The sequence below is a fragment of the Pseudarthrobacter cremeus genome, from assembly GCF_051857465.1.
In the GTDB taxonomy this organism is placed as follows: domain Bacteria; phylum Actinomycetota; class Actinomycetes; order Actinomycetales; family Micrococcaceae; genus Arthrobacter.
This window is the reverse complement of record NZ_JBPZHC010000004.1, coordinates 301,476-321,552: the sequence shown is the minus strand read 5'-3', so window position 1 is coordinate 321,552 and position 20,077 is coordinate 301,476. Positions and strand designations below refer to the sequence as shown.

At 62.9% G+C, this 20,077-nt stretch carries 18 protein-coding genes; 17 read left to right on the top strand and 1 reads right to left on the bottom strand.

Translation table 11 applies throughout. The features are described from left to right. The first annotated feature begins 38 nt into the window (after positions 1 to 38). From ACS5PJ_RS10030 to ACS5PJ_RS10000, 7 genes are all read left to right on the top strand, one after another. A complete protein-coding gene (locus ACS5PJ_RS10030; protein ID WP_439434728.1) occupies positions 39 to 3,938 on the top strand; it encodes a DNA-directed RNA polymerase subunit beta' in 3,900 nt (1,299 codons plus the stop codon). 400 nt (positions 3,939 to 4,338) lie between these two features. Next, the gene (gene rpsL / locus ACS5PJ_RS10025) at positions 4,339 to 4,713 is read left to right on the top strand and encodes a 30S ribosomal protein S12 (protein WP_011692814.1); all 375 of its coding nucleotides are present in this window, start codon (positions 4,339 to 4,341) and stop codon (positions 4,711 to 4,713) included. 1 nt (position 4,714) lies between these two features. Next, entirely contained in the window at positions 4,715 to 5,185 is a 471-nt protein-coding gene (gene rpsG / locus ACS5PJ_RS10020; RefSeq protein ID WP_011692813.1) for a 30S ribosomal protein S7, read from the top strand. Positions 5,186 to 5,254: 69 nt separating this feature from the next. Beyond that, entirely contained in the window at positions 5,255 to 7,369 is a 2,115-nt protein-coding gene (gene fusA / locus ACS5PJ_RS10015; protein WP_439434727.1) for an elongation factor G, read from the top strand. 260 nt (positions 7,370 to 7,629) lie between these two features. Next, a complete protein-coding gene (gene tuf / locus ACS5PJ_RS10010) occupies positions 7,630 to 8,820 on the top strand; it encodes an elongation factor Tu (RefSeq protein ID WP_108600234.1) in 1,191 nt (396 codons plus the stop codon). Positions 8,821 to 8,996: 176 nt separating this feature from the next. Continuing rightward, entirely contained in the window at positions 8,997 to 13,244 is a 4,248-nt protein-coding gene (locus ACS5PJ_RS10005) for a hypothetical protein (RefSeq protein ID WP_439434726.1), read from the top strand. Positions 13,245 to 13,274: 30 nt separating this feature from the next. Continuing rightward, positions 13,275 to 13,400 (top strand): hypothetical protein, encoded by a 126-nt coding sequence (locus ACS5PJ_RS10000; protein WP_439434725.1) that lies wholly within the window; start codon positions 13,275 to 13,277, stop codon positions 13,398 to 13,400. Positions 13,401 to 13,429: 29 nt separating this feature from the next. Here ACS5PJ_RS10000 and ACS5PJ_RS09995 read toward each other — a convergent pair whose 3' ends face one another. Next, a complete protein-coding gene (locus ACS5PJ_RS09995) occupies positions 13,430 to 14,866 on the bottom strand; it encodes a GH1 family beta-glucosidase (RefSeq protein WP_439434724.1) in 1,437 nt (478 codons plus the stop codon). Between ACS5PJ_RS09995 and ACS5PJ_RS09990 the strand changes: the two genes are divergently transcribed. From ACS5PJ_RS09990 to rplP, 10 genes are all read left to right on the top strand, one after another. Further along, positions 14,852 to 15,010 carry a hypothetical protein gene (locus tag ACS5PJ_RS09990; RefSeq protein ID WP_439434723.1) on the top strand — a complete coding sequence of 53 codons (159 nt, stop codon included), beginning with the start codon at positions 14,852 to 14,854 and terminating at the stop codon, positions 15,008 to 15,010. The two genes, ACS5PJ_RS09995 and ACS5PJ_RS09990, sit on opposite strands and share 15 nt — an antisense overlap. A 340-nt stretch (positions 15,011 to 15,350) precedes the next feature. Next, on the top strand, positions 15,351 to 15,659 hold the full coding sequence (gene rpsJ, locus ACS5PJ_RS09985) for a 30S ribosomal protein S10 (RefSeq protein WP_038464699.1): 309 nt from the start codon (positions 15,351 to 15,353) through the stop codon (positions 15,657 to 15,659). A 17-nt stretch (positions 15,660 to 15,676) separates the two neighbouring features. Further along, positions 15,677 to 16,327: a 50S ribosomal protein L3 gene (rplC, locus tag ACS5PJ_RS09980; RefSeq protein ID WP_108599010.1), complete on the top strand. Its 651-nt coding sequence runs from the start codon at positions 15,677 to 15,679 to the stop codon at positions 16,325 to 16,327. A gap of 4 nt (positions 16,328 to 16,331) precedes the next feature. Then, positions 16,332 to 16,955 (top strand): 50S ribosomal protein L4, encoded by a 624-nt coding sequence (gene rplD, locus ACS5PJ_RS09975; RefSeq protein ID WP_108599009.1) that lies wholly within the window; start codon positions 16,332 to 16,334, stop codon positions 16,953 to 16,955. Beyond that, positions 16,952 to 17,257 carry a 50S ribosomal protein L23 gene (gene rplW / locus ACS5PJ_RS09970; protein WP_018773664.1) on the top strand — a complete coding sequence of 102 codons (306 nt, stop codon included), beginning with the start codon at positions 16,952 to 16,954 and terminating at the stop codon, positions 17,255 to 17,257. Before rplD ends, rplW begins: the two co-directional genes overlap by 4 nt. A gap of 29 nt (positions 17,258 to 17,286) precedes the next feature. Further along, complete coding sequence (gene rplB / locus ACS5PJ_RS09965; protein WP_056344386.1) at positions 17,287 to 18,126, top strand: 50S ribosomal protein L2; 840 nt, start codon at positions 17,287 to 17,289, stop codon at positions 18,124 to 18,126. A 12-nt stretch (positions 18,127 to 18,138) separates the two neighbouring features. Beyond that, positions 18,139 to 18,420: a 30S ribosomal protein S19 gene (gene rpsS, locus ACS5PJ_RS09960; protein ID WP_011692805.1), complete on the top strand. Its 282-nt coding sequence runs from the start codon at positions 18,139 to 18,141 to the stop codon at positions 18,418 to 18,420. A gap of 38 nt (positions 18,421 to 18,458) precedes the next feature. Further along, on the top strand, positions 18,459 to 18,824 hold the full coding sequence (rplV, locus tag ACS5PJ_RS09955; protein WP_003803798.1) for a 50S ribosomal protein L22: 366 nt from the start codon (positions 18,459 to 18,461) through the stop codon (positions 18,822 to 18,824). Further along, positions 18,825 to 19,658 (top strand): 30S ribosomal protein S3, encoded by an 834-nt coding sequence (gene rpsC / locus ACS5PJ_RS09950; RefSeq protein ID WP_354146212.1) that lies wholly within the window; start codon positions 18,825 to 18,827, stop codon positions 19,656 to 19,658. Continuing rightward, positions 19,659 to 20,075: a 50S ribosomal protein L16 gene (rplP, locus tag ACS5PJ_RS09945; protein WP_108599007.1), complete on the top strand. Its 417-nt coding sequence runs from the start codon at positions 19,659 to 19,661 to the stop codon at positions 20,073 to 20,075. Positions 20,076 to 20,077: the final 2 nt, after the last annotated feature.

The window sequence follows — 20,077 nt, the reverse complement described above, 5'->3', positions numbered from 1 at the left end:
ACTTCAGAATTTAGAGAACAAGAGAGAACAGGGACCATATGTCCAGCGAATCCTCCTTCGGCCTCATGCAGATCGGCCTCGCCACCGCGGAAGACATCCGTGGCTGGTCGTACGGCGAGGTTAAGAAGCCGGAAACCATCAACTACCGCACGCTCAAGCCCGAGAAGGACGGCCTCTTCTGCGAGAAGATCTTCGGCCCTTCCCGCGACTGGGAATGCTACTGCGGTAAGTACAAGCGCGTGCGCTTCAAGGGCATCATCTGCGAGCGGTGTGGCGTTGAAGTCACCCGCGCCAAGGTCCGCCGTGAGCGCATGGGCCACATCGAGCTGGCCGCCCCGGTCACGCACATCTGGTACTTCAAGGGTGTTCCGTCCCGCCTGGGCTACCTCCTTGACCTGGCACCGAAGGACCTCGAAAAGGTCATCTACTTCGCTGCCTACATGATCACCAGCGTTGACGCTGACGCACGCCACGAGGAACTGCCCAACCTGCAGGTTGAGCACGACATCGAGAAGAAGCAGCTGATCGACAACCGCGACTCCGACATCGCCACGATCGCCCGTGACCTCGAAAACGAGATCGCGCGCCTCGAAGGTGAAGGTGCCAAGGCTGCCGACAAGAAGAAGGCCCGCGACTCCGCCGACCGCCAGATGGCCAACGTGCGCAAGCGCGCCGACGCCGAGATCGAGCGGCTCGAGCAGGTCTGGGACCGCTTCAAGAACCTCAAGGTCGCTGACCTTGAAGGCGACGAAGGCCTCTACCGCGAACTGCGCGACCGTTACGGCATGTACTTCGAAGGCTCCATGGGTGCCGAAGCCATCAAGAAGCGTCTTGAGAACTTCGACATGCAGGCCGAGTCGGACCTGCTGCGCAACATCATCGCCAACGGCAAGGGCCAGCGCAAGACCCGCGCCCTGAAGCGCCTGAAGGTGGTCAACGCGTTCCTGACCACCAACAACAGCCCGCTTGGCATGGTTCTGGATGCCGTCCCGGTGATCCCGCCGGAACTGCGCCCGATGGTCCAGCTGGACGGTGGCCGCTTCGCGACCTCCGACCTCAACGACCTCTACCGCCGCGTGATCAACCGCAACAACCGTCTCAAGCGACTGCTTGACCTGGGTGCTCCGGAGATCATCGTCAACAACGAGAAGCGCATGCTTCAGGAAGCCGTTGACAGCCTCTTCGACAACGGCCGCCGCGGCCGTCCGGTCACCGGACCGGGCAACCGTCCGCTGAAGTCCCTGAGCGACATGCTCAAGGGCAAGCAGGGCCGTTTCCGCCAGAACCTCCTCGGCAAGCGCGTCGACTACTCCGGCCGTTCGGTCATCGTCGTCGGCCCGCAGCTGAAGCTGCACCAGTGTGGCCTGCCCAAGCAGATGGCGCTGGAGCTCTTCAAGCCGTTCGTGATGAAGCGCCTGGTTGACCTCAACCACGCCCAGAACATCAAGTCGGCCAAGCGTATGGTCGAGCGTTACCGTCCGCAGGTCTGGGACGTGCTCGAAGAGATCATCACCGAACACCCGGTGCTGCTCAACCGTGCACCCACCCTGCACCGCCTTGGCATCCAGGCGTTCGAACCGCAGCTTGTTGAAGGCAAGGCAATCCAGCTTCACCCGCTGGTCTGTGGCGCGTTCAACGCTGACTTCGACGGCGACCAGATGGCAGTGCACCTGCCGCTGAGCCCCGAGGCCCAGGCTGAGGCACGCATCCTGATGCTGTCCTCGAACAACATCCTGAAGCCGTCCGACGGCCGCCCGGTCACCCTGCCTTCGCAGGATATGATCATCGGCCTCTACCACCTGACCACCAAGCGTGTCGGTTCAGCTGGCGAAGGCCGCGTCTTCTCGTCGGTTTCCGAAGCCATCATGGCCTACGACCTCCGCGAGCTGCACCTGAACTCGCAGGTCAAGATCCGTCTTGAAGGCTTTGTTCCTTACGCGGGCTGGGAAGCTCCGGAAGGCTGGGAGGCCGGCCAGCCGGTTCTCGTCCAGACCTCCCTGGGCCAGGTCATCTTCAACCAGACGCTGCCGGCGGACTACCCGTGGGTTGAGAACGTTGCGGACAAGGGCGAACTGTCCACGATCGTCAACGACCTCGCCGAGCGCTACCCGAAGGTGGTCACGGCGGCAACGCTGGACAACCTGAAGGATGCCGGTTTCTACTGGGCCACCCGCTCGGGCGTTACCGTCGCCATCTCGGACATCGAGGTACCCAAGGACAAGCCGCAGATCCTTGCCGGCTACGAAACCATGGCTGCCAAGATCCAGGGCCAGTACGACAAGGGCCTGATCGACGACGACGAGCGTCGCCAGGAACTGATCGAGATCTGGAACAAGGCAACGAACGAAATCGCCCAGGCGATGCGTGACAACCTGTCGCCGATGAACACCATCAACCGCATGGTGTCCTCCGGTGCACGTGGTAACTGGATGCAGGTCCGTCAGATCGCGGGTATCCGTGGCCTGGTGGCCAACCCTAAGGGTGAAATCATCCCGCGTCCCATCAAGTCCTCCTACCGCGAGGGCCTGTCGGTGCTGGAATACTTCATCGCCACGCACGGTGCCCGTAAGGGTCTGGCTGACACCGCGCTGCGAACCGCCAACTCGGGTTACCTGACCCGTCGACTGGTGGACGTCTCGCAGGACGTCATCGTCCGCGAAGAGGACTGCGGCACTGAGCGCGGCCTGGTCACGGCAATTGCCGTGCCGGACGCCAACGGCGAACTGGTCCTGGACGAGAACGTTGAGAACAGCGCCTACGCCCGTACGCTCGCTGTTGATGTTGTGGACTCCAAGGGCAACGTCCTTGCAGCCGGCGGCACCGACTGCGGCGACGTCGTTATCGCTGAGCTGTTCGCAGCCGGCATCACCGAGGTCAAGGTCCGCTCCGTACTCACCTGTGAGTCCAGCGTCGGCACCTGCGCCCTGTGCTACGGCCGTTCACTGGCTACCGGCAAGACCGTGGACATCGGTGAGGCCGTTGGCATCATCGCGGCCCAGTCCATCGGTGAGCCCGGTACCCAGCTGACCATGCGTACGTTCCACACCGGTGGTGCTGTTTCCGCCAGCGGTGGCGACGACATCACCCAGGGTCTGCCCCGTATCCAGGAGCTCTTCGAAGCCCGTACTCCGAAGGGTGTTGCACCGATTGCTGAAGCAGCCGGCCGCATCACCATCGAAGAGTCCGAGCGCCAGATGCGCCTGGTCATCACGCCGGACGACGGAACCGAAGAGATCGCCTACCCGGTCCTGCGCCGTTCACGCCTGCTGATCGAAGATGGCGACCACGTCACCGTCGGCCAGAAGCTGATCAACGGACCGGTGGATCCCAAGCAGGTTCTGCGCATCATGGGCCCCCGTGCTGCACAGAAGTTCCTGGTGGACGAGGTCCAGGGCGTGTACCGCAGCCAGGGCATCGGTATCCACGACAAGCACGTCGAGGTTATCGTCCGCCAGATGCTGCGCCGCGTCACGGTCATCGAGTCCGGCGAATCGGATCTGCTGCCCGGCGAGCTCGCCGAGCGCAGCCGCTTCGAGGAGGCCAACCGCCGCGTTGTGTCCGAGGGCAAGACTCCGGCTTCCGGACGTCCTGAGCTCATGGGCATCACCAAGGCGTCCCTGGCCACCGAGTCCTGGCTGTCCGCAGCTTCCTTCCAGGAGACCACCCGCGTCCTGACGCAGGCGGCCATGGAAGGCAAGAGCGATCCGCTGCTCGGCCTCAAGGAGAACGTCATCATCGGTAAGCTGATCCCGGCCGGCACGGGTCTCCCGCGCTACACCGAGGTCACCGTGGAGCCCACTGAGGAAGCAAAGGCCAACCTGTTCACCGGCCCGAGCGCATTCAGTGACTTCTCGTACGACTCCCTGGGCGGCGACGGAGCTCCAGAGTTCCACGCCATCCCGCTGGATGACTACGATCTCGGTAACGACTTCCGCTAGCCACTAACGCAACGCGGGGTCACTTCCGGCCCAATCCTCACCTTGGATTGGGCTCGGAGTGACCCCGCGTTGCTGTTTAAGGCGACGACGACGGCGGGAGGCCGGGCCTTCCCGTATACCCCGGATTAAGGTCCGGGAGCAAGCCGTGCTAGAATTTTTGTAATTGTTCTGTGTGGCAGTGGATGAAGGCCGCCGCAGCATCATTTTGGTTTTGTTCTCATGATGCTTCGGTGGGAGCTTGTTTCCGGGTTGCGGGCTAGGTGCGCAACGAATGCCACGCTTTTGCACGCCTAAGCAAGATTCTAGACCTCACGGCTGCAGGGACAACGCCAAACCAGTGCAACGCAAGGGCTGACGCCCGAATGCGCCGGTAGAGATCAAACCAACGGAGAACACGAGAGTGCCTACGATTAACCAGCTGGTCCGCAAGGGCCGCACGCCTAAGGTCAAAAAGACCAAGGCTCCTGCCCTTAACGGCAGCCCGATGCGCCGCGGTGTTTGCACCCGCGTCTACACCACCACCCCCAAGAAGCCGAACTCGGCTCTTCGTAAGGTCGCACGTGTGCGCCTCAACGGCGGCGTTGAAGTTACCGCTTACATCCCCGGTGTAGGCCACAACCTGCAGGAGCACTCCATTGTGCTCGTTCGCGGTGGTCGTGTTAAGGACCTTCCGGGTGTCCGCTACAAGATCGTCCGTGGCGCCCTTGATACCCAGGGTGTGAAGAACCGTAAGCAGGCCCGCAGCCGCTACGGCGCAAAGATGGAGAAGAAGTAATATGCCTCGCAAGGGTCCGGCCCCCAAGCGGCCGCTCGTACTAGATCCCGTTTACGGCTCCCCACTGGTCACTCAGCTGATCAACAAGGTGCTCGTTGACGGCAAGAAGTCCACCGCAGAGCGCATCGTCTACGGTGCCCTCGAAGGCGCACGCGCCAAGTCCGGCGGCGACCCCGTAGCAGCCCTCAAGAAGGCCATGGAGAACGTCAAGCCTTCCCTCGAGGTCCGCTCACGCCGCGTTGGCGGCGCCACCTACCAGGTACCGGTTGAGGTCAAGCCGGGCCGCTCCACCGCCCTCGCCCTGCGTTGGCTGGTTGGCTACTCCAAGGCCCGCCGTGAGAAGACCATGACCGAGCGCCTCCAGAACGAAATCCTGGATGCGTCCAACGGTCTCGGTGCCGCTGTGAAGCGTCGCGAAGACACCCACAAGATGGCCGAGTCCAACAAGGCCTTCGCACACTACCGCTGGTAATACTTCCCGGACGCCGCCGGCTCAACAGAGCCGGCGGCGAACGTGCAGTCCATCCGAAAGGGAGACACCGTGGCACAGGACGTGCTTACCGACCTTAGTAAGGTCCGCAACATCGGCATCATGGCCCACATTGATGCCGGCAAGACCACCACCACCGAGCGCATTCTGTTCTACACAGGTGTGAACCACAAGATTGGCGAAACGCACGACGGCGCTTCGACCACTGACTGGATGGAACAGGAAAAGGAACGCGGCATCACCATCACGTCTGCCGCCGTGACCTGCTTCTGGGAAAACAACCAGATCAACATCATCGACACCCCCGGCCACGTTGACTTCACCGTTGAGGTTGAGCGCTCCTTGCGCGTCCTCGACGGCGCTGTCGCTGTTTTCGATGGCAAGGAAGGCGTTGAGCCTCAGTCCGAGACCGTCTGGCGCCAGGCTGACAAGTACAACGTTCCGCGTATCTGCTTCGTCAACAAGATGGACAAGCTCGGTGCTGACTTCTACTTCACCGTGGACACCATCATCGGCCGCCTCGGTGCCAAGCCGCTGGTCATGCAGCTGCCGATCGGTGCCGAGAACGACTTCGTCGGCGTCGTCGACCTGCTCTACATGCGCGCACTGGTCTGGCCCGGCGACTCCAAGGGCGACGTCACCATGGGTGCCAAGTACGAGATCCAGGAGATCCCGGCTGACCTCAAGGAAAAGGCTGAAGAGTACCGCGCAACGCTCGTTGAGACCGTTGCGGAGTCCTCCGAAGAGCTCATGGAGAAGTACCTCGAAGGCGAAGAAATCTCCGAGGACGAACTCAAGGCCGGCATCCGCAAGATGACGATCAACTCCGAGCTGTACCCGGTGTTCTGTGGCTCTGCCTTCAAGAACCGCGGTGTCCAGCCGATGCTTGACGCCGTCGTCGACTACCTGCCGAACCCGCTCGACGTCCCGCCGATGATCGGTCACGATCCCCGCGACGAAGAGAAGGAACTGACGCGCAAGCCGTCTTCCGAAGAGCCGTTCTCGGCTCTGGCGTTCAAGATTGCCACGCACCCGTTCTTCGGTCAGCTGACCTTCATCCGCGTGTACTCCGGTCACGTGGAAGCAGGCTCACAGGTGGTCAACTCCACCAAGGGCAAGAAAGAGCGCATCGGCAAGCTGTTCCAGATGCACGCCAACAAGGAAATGCCGGTTGACGGCGCTACCGCCGGCCACATCTACGCAGCGATCGGCCTGAAGGACACCACCACGGGCGACACCCTGTGCGATTCCTCCAACCAGATCGTCCTCGAGTCCATGAGCTTCCCGGAGCCCGTGATCTCAGTTGCGATCGAGCCGAACACCAAGGGTGACCAGGAGAAGCTCTCCACGGCCATCCAGAAGCTCTCCGCTGAGGACCCGACCTTCCAGGTCTCCCTCAACGAGGACACCGGCCAGACCATCATCGCCGGCATGGGCGAGCTCCACCTGGACATCCTGGTGGACCGCATGCGCCGCGAATTCAAGGTCGAGGCAAACGTTGGCAAGCCGCAGGTTGCTTACCGCGAAACCATCAAGCGTGCTGTAGAGCGTCACGACTACACGCACAAGAAGCAGACCGGTGGTTCGGGTCAGTTCGCAAAGATCCAGATTGCGATCGCGCCGTTGGACACGTCCGAAGGCGAGCTGTACGAGTTCGAGAACAAGGTCACCGGTGGCCGTATTCCCCGCGAATACATCCCGTCGGTGGACGCCGGTATCCAGGATGCACTGAACGACGGCGTCCTGGCCGGTTACCCGGTTGTCGGCATCAAGGCCACGCTGATTGACGGCGCGTACCACGATGTTGACTCCTCGGAAATGGCGTTCAAGATCGCTGGCCGCATGGCTTTCAAGGAAGCCGCACGCAAAGCGAACCCCATCCTGCTCGAACCGCTGATGGATGTCGAGGTCCGCACCCCTGAGGAATACATGGGTGAAGTTATCGGTGACCTCAACTCCCGCCGTGGCCAGATGCAGTCCATGGAAGATGCCCAGGGCGTCAAGGTCATCCGCGCGCACGTCCCGCTGTCCGGCATGTTCGGCTACATCGGTGACCTGCGCTCGAAGACCCAGGGCCGCGCTGTGTACTCCATGACGTTCCACAGCTACGCCGAGGTCCCGAAGGCTTACGCCGACGAGATCATCCAGAAGAACCGCGGCGAGTAGTCTCCAAGGCTCTCGCAGCAACAAACTCGGGTGCGTTTCCGGTTCCGGAAATTCACCTGGTGCAGATGGCAGGGTTCCGGTCAGTGCCATCCGGTCCAGCCGGGGCCGGCCATCTGCACCGACAGGCTCGTGGGACTAGTATTAGTTCCTGAATCTGCAATTTCATCAATCCAAAGCCCCCCAAGTAGACTTACTCAAAGTTTCGCCGCGACAAGCGCGGTCGAAGGGTAAGTCATTTGAAAACGTTCTAGGAGGAACCTGTGGCAAAGGCAAAGTTCGAGCGGACTAAGCCGCACGTTAACATCGGCACCATTGGTCACGTTGACCACGGTAAGACGACGTTGACGGCCGCGATTTCCAAGGTGCTGTACGACAAGTACCCGACACTCAACGAGCAGCGCGACTTCGCGTCCATTGACTCTGCTCCCGAAGAGCGTCAGCGCGGCATTACCATCAACATCTCCCACGTTGAGTACCAGACCGAGAAGCGCCACTACGCACACGTAGACGCTCCGGGTCACGCTGACTACATCAAGAACATGATCACCGGTGCTGCACAGATGGACGGTGCAATCCTCGTGGTTGCCGCCACTGACGGCCCGATGGCTCAGACCCGCGAGCACGTCCTGCTCGCCCGCCAGGTTGGTGTTCCCTACCTGCTGGTTGCTCTGAACAAGTCGGACATGGTTGACGACGAAGAACTGCTGGACCTCGTTGAAATGGAAGTTCGTGAGCTGCTTTCCGCTCAGGGCTTCGATGGCGACGAAGCACCCGTCGTTCGCGTCTCCGGCCTGAAGGCCCTCGAAGGCGACCCGGTTTGGGTCAAGTCCGTCGAGGACCTCATGGAAGCTGTAGACAACTCGGTACCGGACCCCGTTCGTGACCGTGACAAGCCCTTCCTGATGCCGATCGAAGACGTCTTCACGATCACCGGCCGTGGCACCGTTGTTACGGGCCGCGCCGAGCGTGGAACCCTCGCCATCAACTCCGAGGTCGAGATCGTCGGCATCCGCCCGGTCCAGAAGACCACGGTTACCGGTATCGAGATGTTCCACAAGCAGCTCGACGAAGCATGGGCCGGCGAGAACTGTGGCCTCCTGCTCCGCGGTCTGAAGCGTGATGACGTAGAGCGTGGCCAGGTTGTCGTCAAGCCGGGTTCCATCACCCCGCACACCGACTTCGAGGCTAACGTCTACATCCTCTCCAAGGACGAAGGCGGGCGTCACAACCCGTTCTACTCCAACTACCGCCCGCAGTTCTACTTCCGCACCACGGACGTAACCGGCGTTATCACCCTGCCGGAAGGCACGGAAATGGTTATGCCTGGCGACAACACTGAGATGACCGTTGCGCTCATCCAGCCCATCGCCATGGAAGAGGGCCTCGGCTTCGCTATCCGCGAAGGCGGCCGCACCGTTGGTTCAGGACGCGTCACCAAGATCATCAAGTAGTCACTTGCTGATCTGATTGACCGCTGAACTGCAGGCCGTCTGACGGCCTGAGGTGAAGTCTGGAACAACCCCGCTGCTGGTGCAGCGGGGTTGTTCTTTGCTACAGTTAATCCAGTCATTGGATTAATAGCGCTCGACAGACGGACAGGCAACCTGTCTTCGGGAGAGGGACCACCGTGGGGAACGAAGCGTACGAGGCCGGTTACCGTGCCGGCCATCTCCAGGGGTGGCTTGACGCCATGGCCAGGGTCCAGGGCCCGACGACGGCGGCCAGCAGCGCGGCCCGGCCGGCACCGTCCGTGCCTCCCTCGGAGGTTCCCGTCTCCTTGGCACCCGCCTCGCCTTTCGCCGTCGTTTCACCGCTTCCCCCAGTGACGGTTCCTGCGCCTCCTGCCCGGGTGGTCGTCTCCGCCCCGCGGGTCCCGCAGGCACCACCAACTCTCCGGGCTGGTACCTCTCACACCGATACCTTCCGCGCCGAGGAATTCCACCCGGTCCGGGAGACGCCGTCCGAGCGGCGGGCCCGGCGGGAAAAGCGGGACCGCCAGAACATCAACATCACCTTGTACGTTGCCAGTCTGCTGTTGGTGGCGGCCGCGGCCCTGTTCATCGGTACGAGCCTGCCACCCGTGATGCGCTTCGCCGGGGTCTGTGGTGTGACTGCTCTTTTCTACGGTGCGGGGTTTGTGCTTCTTGCCAGGGTGCCCCGGCTCAAGCCGGCTGCGGTCGCGTTCACAGGCACCGGCCTGGGCATGGTTCCGGTGACCGGCCTGGCGCTGTACAACTTCGCGCTGCCGGATGGCCCGGCCGCGTGGCTGATCACGTCCTTGATCGGCACCGCCGGCTACATAGCGGCAGCGGTGCGCCTTGAGAGCCGCGTGCTGGTGTACCTGTCCCTCACCTTCGTGGCATCAACTGCGTGTTCCGGTGTCTCCGTGCTTGGCGGTGCCCTGGTCTGGTACTTCACAGTGCTGATCGGACTGGCCACACTGCTTTCAGCGCTGGCTTTGGTCCGGCCGGGCTGGCTCCCACCGGTCTACGTCAGGCCCCTGACAGTACTGCACCCGATGGTGGTTCCCGCCGTGGCGGCCGCCGCAACCTTCGTCCCGCTGCTCCTGGACAAGGCGGAATACGCCCTGGTCATGGGCATGTGCGGACTGTACTTCGCCTTGATGGCCGCGGCTCCGTGGAGATCGGCAGCTCCCGGGCGGCTGAGGCTGCTCAACCTCTACGGTGCACGTGCAGCGCTGACTCTTGCCGCCACCGTCGAGGCCTGGCACTTGAGCGGCCGGGGGAGTGACGCGCTGCTCACAGCCGCCGCGCTGCTTGCTGTCCAGGCAGGGACGGTGGCGTTGCTGACGGGGCGGCTTGACACTTGGTTCCCGCAGCCGGAGGGGACCACGTCCTCGGCTGCCAGGGACGCGGACGGCGAAAGCGACGTCCGTTGGCGCTTCGACGCCTCACTGACCTTCGGACTGCAACTACTCGTGACAACGGTGTTTGGCCTCAAGGAAATTGCCAACGGATTGTTCCGCGGTTCCGCCATCGCTCCTGAGTATGCGGAAACAGTGCCGTTGTGGATGCCCGTCTCGTTGTCCCTGGGCACGGGCATGGTCCTTGCCATCAGGTGGGCGGGCCGTACCGAATGGGCGCCCGTCGCTGCGCTGGCGTTGGCGGTGGTTGCGTCTCCTTCGATGGGAGCGTGGCCGCTGGCTGTCCTGCTGGTCATCTCGGCCGGCTACTGGGCGGTCCGCGGCGTTTACTCACCCGGTGACTTCCGGAGCCGTTTGATCCTGGGTGCCCGGCTGGCCCTGACGTTTGCTGTTCCCGTGACGGTCGCGGCCATGCTGGATGAGCGCCCGGGGCGTGCCGAGGCCTCCGTGTTCGCTCTGCTGGTCGCACTGGTGTGCCAGCAGCTCGTGACCGCAACCCTGGAGCGTTCAGGGGTCCGGACGTTGGCGCCGCAGGCCACCCTCGCAGTTTTCGGTGCCGGCGGCGCCGTGGCCCTGATCGGGCTGGCGGCCTTCGATGAGTCGGCGGATCAGACTCTGACGGCCGCCGGACTGTTTCTCCAACTCATCGCCGCTTTTGGTGTCGGGACGCTGCTGGTTCCACGGCCCGCCGCGGAAAGGGACTGGTCTGCGACGGTGGGGGAGGCCTTGCCGCTTGGCATGTCCCTGGTCGCCGCGGCGGTCTCGTTCCACGCCGTGTCCCAGGCAGCCGGAAATCTGGCGCTGCTCCTGGTGGTTGCGTATCTGCTGGTCACGGCCGCGCGGCTTCGTGCACGCCAGCACCGCTGGACCTACTGGTGGTTGGGCCGGGCGGCCGCCGCGGTCCTCGCGCTCACGGCGTTCCACCAGTTGCAGGAGGAGGGCGGGCCGCTGGTCTTCGCGGATGAGGTGATTCATCCGGCCACGGTCCTCGTGACGGTCCTGGCACTCCAACTGAGCTTTCCGCTGATCGCGGCCACCCGCCGTCGGGCGCCCCGTTACATTCTTGCGGACGCTGGCGCCGTGCTCCTTACTCAGCTCGCCTGCACGGCCGCCCTTGCCGGAGGTGATTCCGCAGACTGGCAGGGGACCTGGGCTGCTGGCCTCGTGGCTCTCTGCGCGGCCGCCGCCGGCTACCTTCTCCGGAACGAGACCGGCGCCCTCGCACTGGCCCCCGGCGCACTGGTCGTGCTGCTGGCACTGACCGACGGCGACATCCGCAAGGTTGAAATGATCATCGGCGTGTTCGCCGTCTACTCCGCTCTGATGGTGGTGGCCGAGCCGCAGCGCGTCCGGAAGGGCTGGTACTTTGCCGCGGCCCGCGTCCTGACCGCGGCACTGGCGCTGGTGCTCAGTTACGACATCACTGCTTCGCCCACCGTGGTTTCCCTGACCTTCGCCGTGGTGCTGGCTGCGCAGCACGCGGTCCGCTGGGTCATGCGCTCCCGGCTCACTGAGGTCCCGTTCCAGCAGGCGGCTGTCTGGATCACCCTCGCCGGGCAGGCCTTGCTGCCGCTGACGTACATCGTGGGGCCGGGGATCACCAGGGCTCTCGGACGGGACGACGACGGCGGACGCTGGGTTGTTCTGCTGGAGCTGCTGATGCTCCTGGCTTCCGCCGTTGTGGCGAGGAAACTTTTTACTGCCCGCGGGGCGCTGTACTTCGCTGTGTACGCCGTGCTGTTCGGGGTGCTTGCCTTGGGCCCGCTGGTCACCTTTGGTGGAACCTTCCTGGTGTCGCCGGCGCTGAGCCACACCGGAACTGCTGTGGTGCTGCTGTTGCTGGCAGTGCTCGCGTCTGTTGCCGGCATCATTCGGCGCCAGCGGAATGTGCCCGTAGCGGACGTCGAACACTTGCTGTGGCTGATCATGGCCGGTCTGTCCGGCCTTCTTGCGGTGCTCATCTCGCCACTGGCTGCGGGCTGGGTCGCTGGGGCCGCGGTTTTGGTCATTTCTGCCGTTGGCTTTGCTGCCTCGCATGTCGAGAACCTTCCCCGGCTTTATCCGCCTGGTGCCTTGGCGGCACTTGGTGGCAGTGTCATCCTGGCCGCGGAAGCATATTCGGACGTGTCTGGTGCGTGGGGCGGGTTCCTGCCGTGGCTGGCCGGCGCCGGGGCTGCGTCCGCCATGCTGTACGCCGTCCGGCTGTACCGCAGCATCCCGCTGCAGGGTGACCCGATGCGTCGCTGGTCCCTCGCGGGCGCCGCGTTCCTTGGCCTCATTCTGGCGGCACTGGCCGGGGTCCGGCACGATGCAACGTCCTGGGTTGCTGCTGCCGTGTTGGCCCTCGCCGCCGGTATCGCCTATCGCGAAGCGCCACTCCGGGTCCGCCGGGTGGTCTTCGAGGTGGGTGCGCTCCTGCTGACGGCTGCAGTCCAGCGGGCTGCGCTGTTCGAGCTGGACGGGCGCGGCGGCAGGCTGGGGGCCGGACTGCCCGATCCGTTCTGGGTGGTCCAGTGGTACGTGCTGCTGGCGGCCGGTCTCGGTGCCCTGAGGTATGCCTCCGGCGGCCAGCCCGCCGGGCGTTTCCTGGTCGGTGCGGCGTCTGTGCTGCTGTCAGTCAGTGGCCTGGGCGTGGTGTTCGGCGGCGCCGGCAGCCAGCAGCTCTGGGTGCTGGTATTACTTGCCCTGCTCCTGGTGGCCGGCCTTGGCCTGGGGGAGCGGATGTTTGTCTGGTGGGGTGCTGCCGGGGTTGCCGCCTGCATCCTGTGGGCGATGAGGAACTACACGTTCGTGCTGTTGGCGCTGATTGCCGCCGGGCTCATCGTCTTTGCCGTCTGGCGCCTGAACCGTGGCCTGGCGGCTGGCCCGACCGCGGGTCCGGCGAGTGAAGGCCCGGCAAGTGACGGACCCGAAAGTGGCGGGCCTGAAGCCGTCGGACCTGGGCCCGGACATGGGCCTGCCGGAGCCAGTGAGCCGTCCGGCAGGTCCTGATACTGTTGCTGGGAGTGAGAGGAGTACATCATGGAATGGCTGATTTTTTTGATCATTGCAGCTGCAGTGGTGGCCGGAGTGTTCTGGGCCAAGAAGAATTTCCGCAACGAGATTGACCGCGCCAAGCGCATCAACCGTGCGAATAAGAACCAGTAGGCTGCTGGCCGGCAGGCCGCCGACAGGCGTCAGCCCAGCCGCTTCTTCCGGGCGTGGCTAAGCGCCTGGTACCAGTAGAAGGACTCCTTCGGGGTCCGCTCCAACGTGTCGAAATCCACGTGCACCAGCCCGAACCGCTGCGAGTAGCCGGCCGCCCATTCAAAGTTGTCCATCAGCGTCCAGACGTAGTAGCCGCGGAGATCGACGTCGTGGGCAATCCCTCCGGGCGCGGTCGCTTCCATGGCATGGCGCAAGTGCCCCGAAATGTAATCGATCCGCTGATGGTCCTGGATGGGTCCGGTCACATGATCCGGTTCAGGGAAGCTCGCGCCGCTTTCGGTGATGTACAGCGGGGGCAAGGCGTGCTTGTAGCGGTCCTTCAGTTCGCGCAGCAGGATCCCCAGATGATCCGGAGCAACCGGCCAGCCGAATCCCGTTGCGGCGTACTCCTCAAACGGCACCTGATGGGCAGGAATCCGGATCATCGCTTCAGCCGGCACCGTCAGGTCATCACCGGTTCCCTGCCCTGCCGCCACCTTCACAGGCTGGTAGTAGTTGACGCCGTAGAAGTCCACGGGCTGGTGGATGGTGCGGAGATCCGCGTCGGAAATCCTGGGCAGGGAACGCAACCACGGCCGGGCCAGCCTCAGGGCCGAAGGATAACGGCCCAGGAGGATCGGATCGGCATAGATCCGGTTCAGCATCAGGTCGAAGACCTTGGCGGCAACCCGGTCGGTGATTTTTCCCGTGGCCGGCCGCACAGGGGAGTGCAGGTTGGTCACGCCAATCCCGCCGCGGACGCCCTCCGCCCGGAGCGCCTGAACGGACAGGCCGTGGGCGAGCAGCTGGTTATGAACGGCAGGAAACGCCTCAAACAGCAGGCCCCGCCCGGGAGCATGAACGCCCAGGGCATACCCGTTCAGCACCACCGAAGCAGGCTCGTTGAGTGTGACCCACTGGTCCACGCGGTCACCGAAGCGCCGGCCCGCCGCCGCAGAATATTCTGCGAACCGTTCGGCGGTGGCCCTGTTCATCCACCCGCCGCGGTGTTCCAGAGGCAACGGCGTATCCCAGTGGTACAGGGTGGCCATGGGGGAGATGCCGGCTTCAAGAAGCTGGTCGATCAGGCGGTCGTAGAAGTCCAGGCCCTGTTCATTGAAGGCGCCCCGGCCCTCCGGCTGGATCCGCGGCCAGGAAATCGAAAAGCGGTAGGAGTCCACGCCCAGTTCCCGCATCAGCGCCACATCTTCGGGGGAGCGGTTGTAATGGTCGCAGGCCATTGCCGGGGAGTGGCCATCCATGATGGCTCCCGGCTTCTCCGCGAAGGCGTCCCAGCCTGAGGGGCCTCGGCCGTCCGTGGCCAGTGCGCCTTCGATCTGGAAGGCGGCAGCAGCAACTCCCAGCGTGAACGAACGCGGCAGGCGTCCGGCCAGATCCCGAATGGATACGTCATGCTCGACGGTCATTCCCTTATCATCCATTCGGATGTTGCCGAAGGCAATGACCCGGGACGGACAGCGACGGGAACCCTGCAGGTGCCGCCGGCCGGCGACGCCACCTGCGGGGACGCCGTCGAACGCGGGAACGTATGCCCCACCCTCGTCCGATAGCCCAGATTAGCTTCTGCGCATAATATCCGGCATACTAGATGAGTTGTTCAAGCGCTTCTTCGTGTCCCGATCCGGATAATGCCGGGTGTCAGGGTCCAAGTTGGAGACCAAACATAACCCACTCCCCATGGAACTGCGGATTTGTATGCGTGCTAAGCGCGACACGCCCGACCGCGGGGGTCGGTTACGCCGGCAGGTTGAGGAACCCGGATTCTTCCGGATTCAGCTTGTGCGGCGGGTGGTAGTTCAGACTTCAAATGCTTCGGCAGCCACATGCAACACGCAAGTAAACAGAGCAGCCCTCACCGGAGCAGCACTAACTGAAAGAGAGTCAGGCGACATGGCGGGACAAAAAATCCGCATCCGGCTGAAGTCATATGACCACGAGGTCATTGATGTTTCAGCACGGAAGATCGTTGAGACGGTCACGCGCGCAGGCGCCACGGTAGTTGGCCCCGTGCCGCTTCCGACGGAGAAGAACATCTACTGCGTAATCCGCTCTCCGCACAAGTACAAAGACAGCCGCGAGCACTTTGAAATGCGCACGCACAAGCGTCTTATCGACATCATCGATCCCACGCCCAAGGCTGTCGACTCGCTCATGCGTCTCGACCTGCCGGCAGACGTGAACATCGAAATCAAGCTGTAGGGAGGTGCTGAGAGACTATGACCGCAACCCGTAACGTAAAGGGCCTGCTGGGCACGAAGCTCGGCATGACCCAGGTCTGGGACGAGAACAACAAGCTCATCCCCGTCACTGTGGTCCAGGCAGATTCGAACGTCATCACTCAGCTGCGCAACGCAGACACTGATGGCTATGTCGCTGTTCAGATCGGCTACGGCCAGATCGATCCCCGCAAGGTCACCAAGCCGCTGGCTGGTCACTTTGAAAAGGCAGGCGTCACGCCTCGCCGCCACGTCGTCGAACTGCGCACTGCAGATGCTGACACTTACGAGCTGGGCCAGGAGCTTTCTGTTGAGCTCTTCGAAGCCGGCCAGAAGATCGACGTTATCGGCACCACCAAGGGTAAGGGCTTCGCCGGTGTTATGAAGCGTCACGGCTTCCACGGCGTTGGAGCTTCCCACGGTGCCCACAAGAACCACCGTAAGCCCGGTTCAATCGGTGGCGCATCCACCCCGAGCCGCGTCTTCAAGGGCATGAAAATGGCCGGCCGCATGGGCGCCGTTCGTCACACCACGCTGAACCTCACGGTTCACGCAGTTGACGTCGAGAAGTCGCTGCTCCTGATCAAGGGTGCCGTCCCCGGCGCCCGCGGCCAGGTCGTACTCGTACGCACCGCCGTGAAGGGAGCCTAGTTCAATGACTAGCACTGTCAAGGTTGACCTGCCCGCAGAGATCTTCGACGTTCAGACCAACGTGCCTTTGCTGCACCAGGTCGTCGTTGCCCAGCTCGCTGCTGCTCGCCAGGGTACCCACAAGACCAAGACCCGCGCCGAGGTTTCCGGTGCAGGTCGCAAGCCGTTCAAGCAGAAGGGCACCGGCCGCGCCCGTCAGGGTTCAATCCGTGCTCCTCACATGACCGGTGGTGGCGTTGTCCACGGTCCCACACCGCGTGACTACAGCCAGCGCACCCCCAAGAAGATGATTGCTGCTGCACTGCGCGGCGCACTCTCTGACCGGGCACGCAACGGACGCATCCACGTTGTTGCTGAACTGGTGGAGGGCACCAAGCCGTCCGTCAAGAACGCACTTGCAACCTTGCGCGGAGTTTCCGAGCGCAAGAACCTGCTGGTTGTCATCGAGCGCGCCAACGATGTTGCAGCACTTTCCGTGCGCAACCTCGCCGGTGTTCACGTTCTGTACGCAGACCAGCTGAACACCTACGACGTACTCGTCTCTGACGACGTTGTCTTCACCAAGGCTGCCTACGAAGCATTCGTTGCTGACAAGGCAGTAGCAAAGAACGAGGAGGATGCCAAGTGAGTGCAGCCACCATCAAAGACCCGCGCGACGTCGTGCTTGCACCCGTCGTATCGGAAAAAAGCTACGGCCTGATCGATGAGGGCAAGTACACCTTCCTGGTGGACCCCCGCTCGAACAAGACCGAGATCAAGCTGGCCGTGGAGAAGATTTTCTCCGTCAAGGTCGAATCGATCAACACCATCAACCGTGCCGGTAAGCGCAAGCGCACCAAATTCGGATGGGGTACCCGCAAGAACACCAAGCGTGCAATTGTGAGCCTCAAAGAAGGCACCATCGACATCTTCGGCGGTCCGCTCTCGTAGCGGAGACCACTTTAACGAGGAAATAAATTATGGGAATCCGTAAATACAAGCCGACTACCCCGGGCCGTCGTGGCTCGAGCGTAGCGGACTTCACTGAAATCACGCGGTCGACGCCGGAAAAGTCGTTGGTACGTCCCCTCCCGAAAAAGGGTGGCCGTAACAACTCCGGTAAGATCACGACCCGTCACAAGGGTGGTGGCCACAAGCGCCAGTACCGTCTGATCGACTTCCGTCGCCACGACAAAGACGGCGTCAACGCCCGCGTTGCCGAAATCGAGTACGATCCGAACCGCACGGCTCGCATCGCCCTCCTGCACTACGTTGATGGCACCAAGCGTTACATCATCGCCCCGAACAAGCTCTCCCAGGGTGACGTAGTAGAAGCAGGTTCCGGTGCTGACATCAAGCCCGGCAACAACCTGCCCCTGCTCAACATCCCGGTTGGTACCGTAATCCACGCAGTTGAACTGCGTCCGGGTGGCGGCGCCAAGATGGGCCGTTCCGCCGGCGCATCGATCCAGCTTGTTGCCAAGGAAGGCCGCTTCGCCCAGCTGCGTCTGCCTTCCGGCGAAATCCGCAACGTTGACGTGCGCTGCCGCGCAACCGTCGGCGAGGTCGGCAACGCCGAGCAGTCGAACATCAACTGGGGTAAGGCCGGCCGCATGCGCTGGAAGGGCGTTCGCCCGACCGTCCGTGGTGTCGCGATGAACCCGGTTGACCACCCGCACGGTGGTGGCGAGGGTAAGACGTCCGGTGGACGTCACCCCGTCAACCCGAACGGTAAGCGGGAAGGCCGCACGCGCCGCCCCAACAAAGAGAGCGACAAACTCATTGTTCGTCGCCGTCGTACTGGCAAGAACAAGCGATAGGAGCCTGGACACATGCCACGCAGCCTGAAAAAAGGTCCTTTCGTTGACCAGCACCTCTTTGTAAAGGTGGACAGGGAAAACGAAAAGGGCACCAAGAACGTCATTAAGACCTGGTCCCGCCGTTCGATGATCATCCCCGACATGCTCGGGCACACGATCGCCGTACACGACGGACGCAAGCACATTCCGGTGTTTGTCACTGAGTCGATGGTCGGGCACAAGCTCGGCGAATTCGCTCCCACGCGGACATTCCGCGGCCATGTCAAGGACGACCGTAAGGGCAAGCGCCGCTAGGCGCCTGCACTTACGTCAAAGACGAGAGAAGGAAAGCAATGGAAGCCAAGGCAATTGCGCGTCACATCCGCGTAACGCCTATGAAGGCCCGGCGCGTCGTCAACCTTGTTCGTGGTAAGCAAGCGAATGAGGCTCTGGCAATTCTGAAGTTTGCCCCCCAGGCAGCTTCAGAGCCGGTATTCAAGGTAGTTCAGTCGGCAATCTCCAACGCCCGGGTCCTCGCGGACCGCGACGGCGTGGCGTTTGACGAAGGTGACCTCATCATCAGCGAAGCGTTTGTTGATGAAGGCCCGACCATGAAGCGGTTCCAGCCGCGAGCCCAGGGTCGTGCATTTCAGATCAAGAAGCGCACGAGCCACATCACCGTGGTAGTCGCTACCCCGGAGAAAGAGGAGGCTCGCTAAGTGGGACAGAAAGTTAACCCGCACGGGTTCCGACTCGGCATCACCACCGATCACGTATCGCACTGGTTTGCTGACAGCACCAAGGCCGGCCAGCGGTACAAGGACTTCGTTCGCGAAGACATCCGTATCCGCCAGCTCATGTCCGTTGGCATGGAGCGCGCCGGTATCGCCAAGGTTGAGATCGAGCGCACCCGTGACCGTGTCCGCGTGGATATCCACACGGCACGTCCCGGCATCGTTATCGGTCGCCGCGGCGCCGAAGCAGACCGCATCCGCGGCGAGCTGGAGAAGCTCACGGGCAAGCAGGTTCAGCTGAACATCCTCGAGGTAAAGAACCCCGAGATGGAAGCACAGCTTGTTGCCCAGGGCGTTGCTGAGCAGCTGACTTCCCGCGTGGCTTTCCGCCGTGCGATGAAGAAGGCCATGCAGTCCGCGCAGCGTGCAGGTGCCAAGGGCATCCGTATTGCATGCTCCGGTCGACTGGGCGGCGCAGAAATGTCCCGCTCGGAGTTCTACCGCGAAGGCCGTGTGCCCCTGCACACCCTCCGCGCGAACATCGACTACGGCTTCTACGAGGCCAAGACCACCTTCGGCCGTATCGGCGTGAAGGTCTGGATCTACAAGGGTGACGTCACTGCCAAGGAACTGGCTCAGCAGGCAGCTGCTGCTCCGTCCCGTGGCCGCGGTCCCAGCGACCGTCCGGGCCGTCCCGGCGGTGCTGACCGTGGTGACCGCCGCCGTCGTACCGACCGTCCGGCAGCAGAGGCAGCTCCGGCTGCCGCCGCTCCGGCAGTTGAGGCTGCACCTGCTGCAGTAGAAGGAGGACAGGCTTAAATGCTTATCCCACGTCGAGTCAAGCACCGCAAGCAGCACCACCCGGGTCGTTCCGGTACTGCTACTGGCGGCACCAAGGTCTCCTTCGGTGAGTACGGCATCCAGGCCCTGAGCCCGGCATACGTTACCAACCGTCAGATTGAGTCCGCACGTATTGCGATGACCCGCCACATCAAGCGTGGCGGTAAGGTCTGGATCAACATTTACCCGGACCGTCCTATCACGAAGAAGCCTGCCGAAACCCGCATGGGTTCCGGTAAGGGTTCACCGGAATGGTGGGTCGCTAACGTCAAGCCGGGCCGGGTTCTCTTTGAGATCTCCGGCGTCGAAGAATCGGTAGCCCGCGAGGCCCTGCGCCTGGCAATCCACAAGCTCCCGTTGAAGGCACGCATTTTGCGTCGCGAAGGTGGTGAATAGAA

Bases quoted from the DNA above. Each gene is read 5' to 3' on its own strand.
- ACS5PJ_RS10030 (WP_439434728.1), top strand. From the start codon at position 39: ATGTCCAGCGAATCCTCCTTCGGCCTCATGCAGATCGGCCTCGCCACC.
- rpsG (WP_011692813.1), top strand. From the start codon at position 4,715: ATGCCTCGCAAGGGTCCGGCCCCCAAGCGGCCGCTCGTACTAGATCCC.
- ACS5PJ_RS10000 (WP_439434725.1), top strand. From the start codon at position 13,275: ATGGAATGGCTGATTTTTTTGATCATTGCAGCTGCAGTGGTGGCCGGA.
- ACS5PJ_RS09990 (WP_439434723.1), top strand. From the start codon at position 14,852: ATGCTCGACGGTCATTCCCTTATCATCCATTCGGATGTTGCCGAAGGC.
- ACS5PJ_RS09995 (WP_439434724.1), bottom strand. From the start codon at position 14,866: ATGACCGTCGAGCATGACGTATCCATTCGGGATCTGGCCGGACGCCTG.
- rpsJ (WP_038464699.1), top strand. From the start codon at position 15,351: ATGGCGGGACAAAAAATCCGCATCCGGCTGAAGTCATATGACCACGAG.
- rplC (WP_108599010.1), top strand. From the start codon at position 15,677: ATGACCGCAACCCGTAACGTAAAGGGCCTGCTGGGCACGAAGCTCGGC.
- rplD (WP_108599009.1), top strand. From the start codon at position 16,332: ATGACTAGCACTGTCAAGGTTGACCTGCCCGCAGAGATCTTCGACGTT.
- rplB (WP_056344386.1), top strand. From the start codon at position 17,287: ATGGGAATCCGTAAATACAAGCCGACTACCCCGGGCCGTCGTGGCTCG.
- rpsS (WP_011692805.1), top strand. From the start codon at position 18,139: ATGCCACGCAGCCTGAAAAAAGGTCCTTTCGTTGACCAGCACCTCTTT.
- rplV (WP_003803798.1), top strand. From the start codon at position 18,459: ATGGAAGCCAAGGCAATTGCGCGTCACATCCGCGTAACGCCTATGAAG.
- rplP (WP_108599007.1), top strand. From the start codon at position 19,659: ATGCTTATCCCACGTCGAGTCAAGCACCGCAAGCAGCACCACCCGGGT.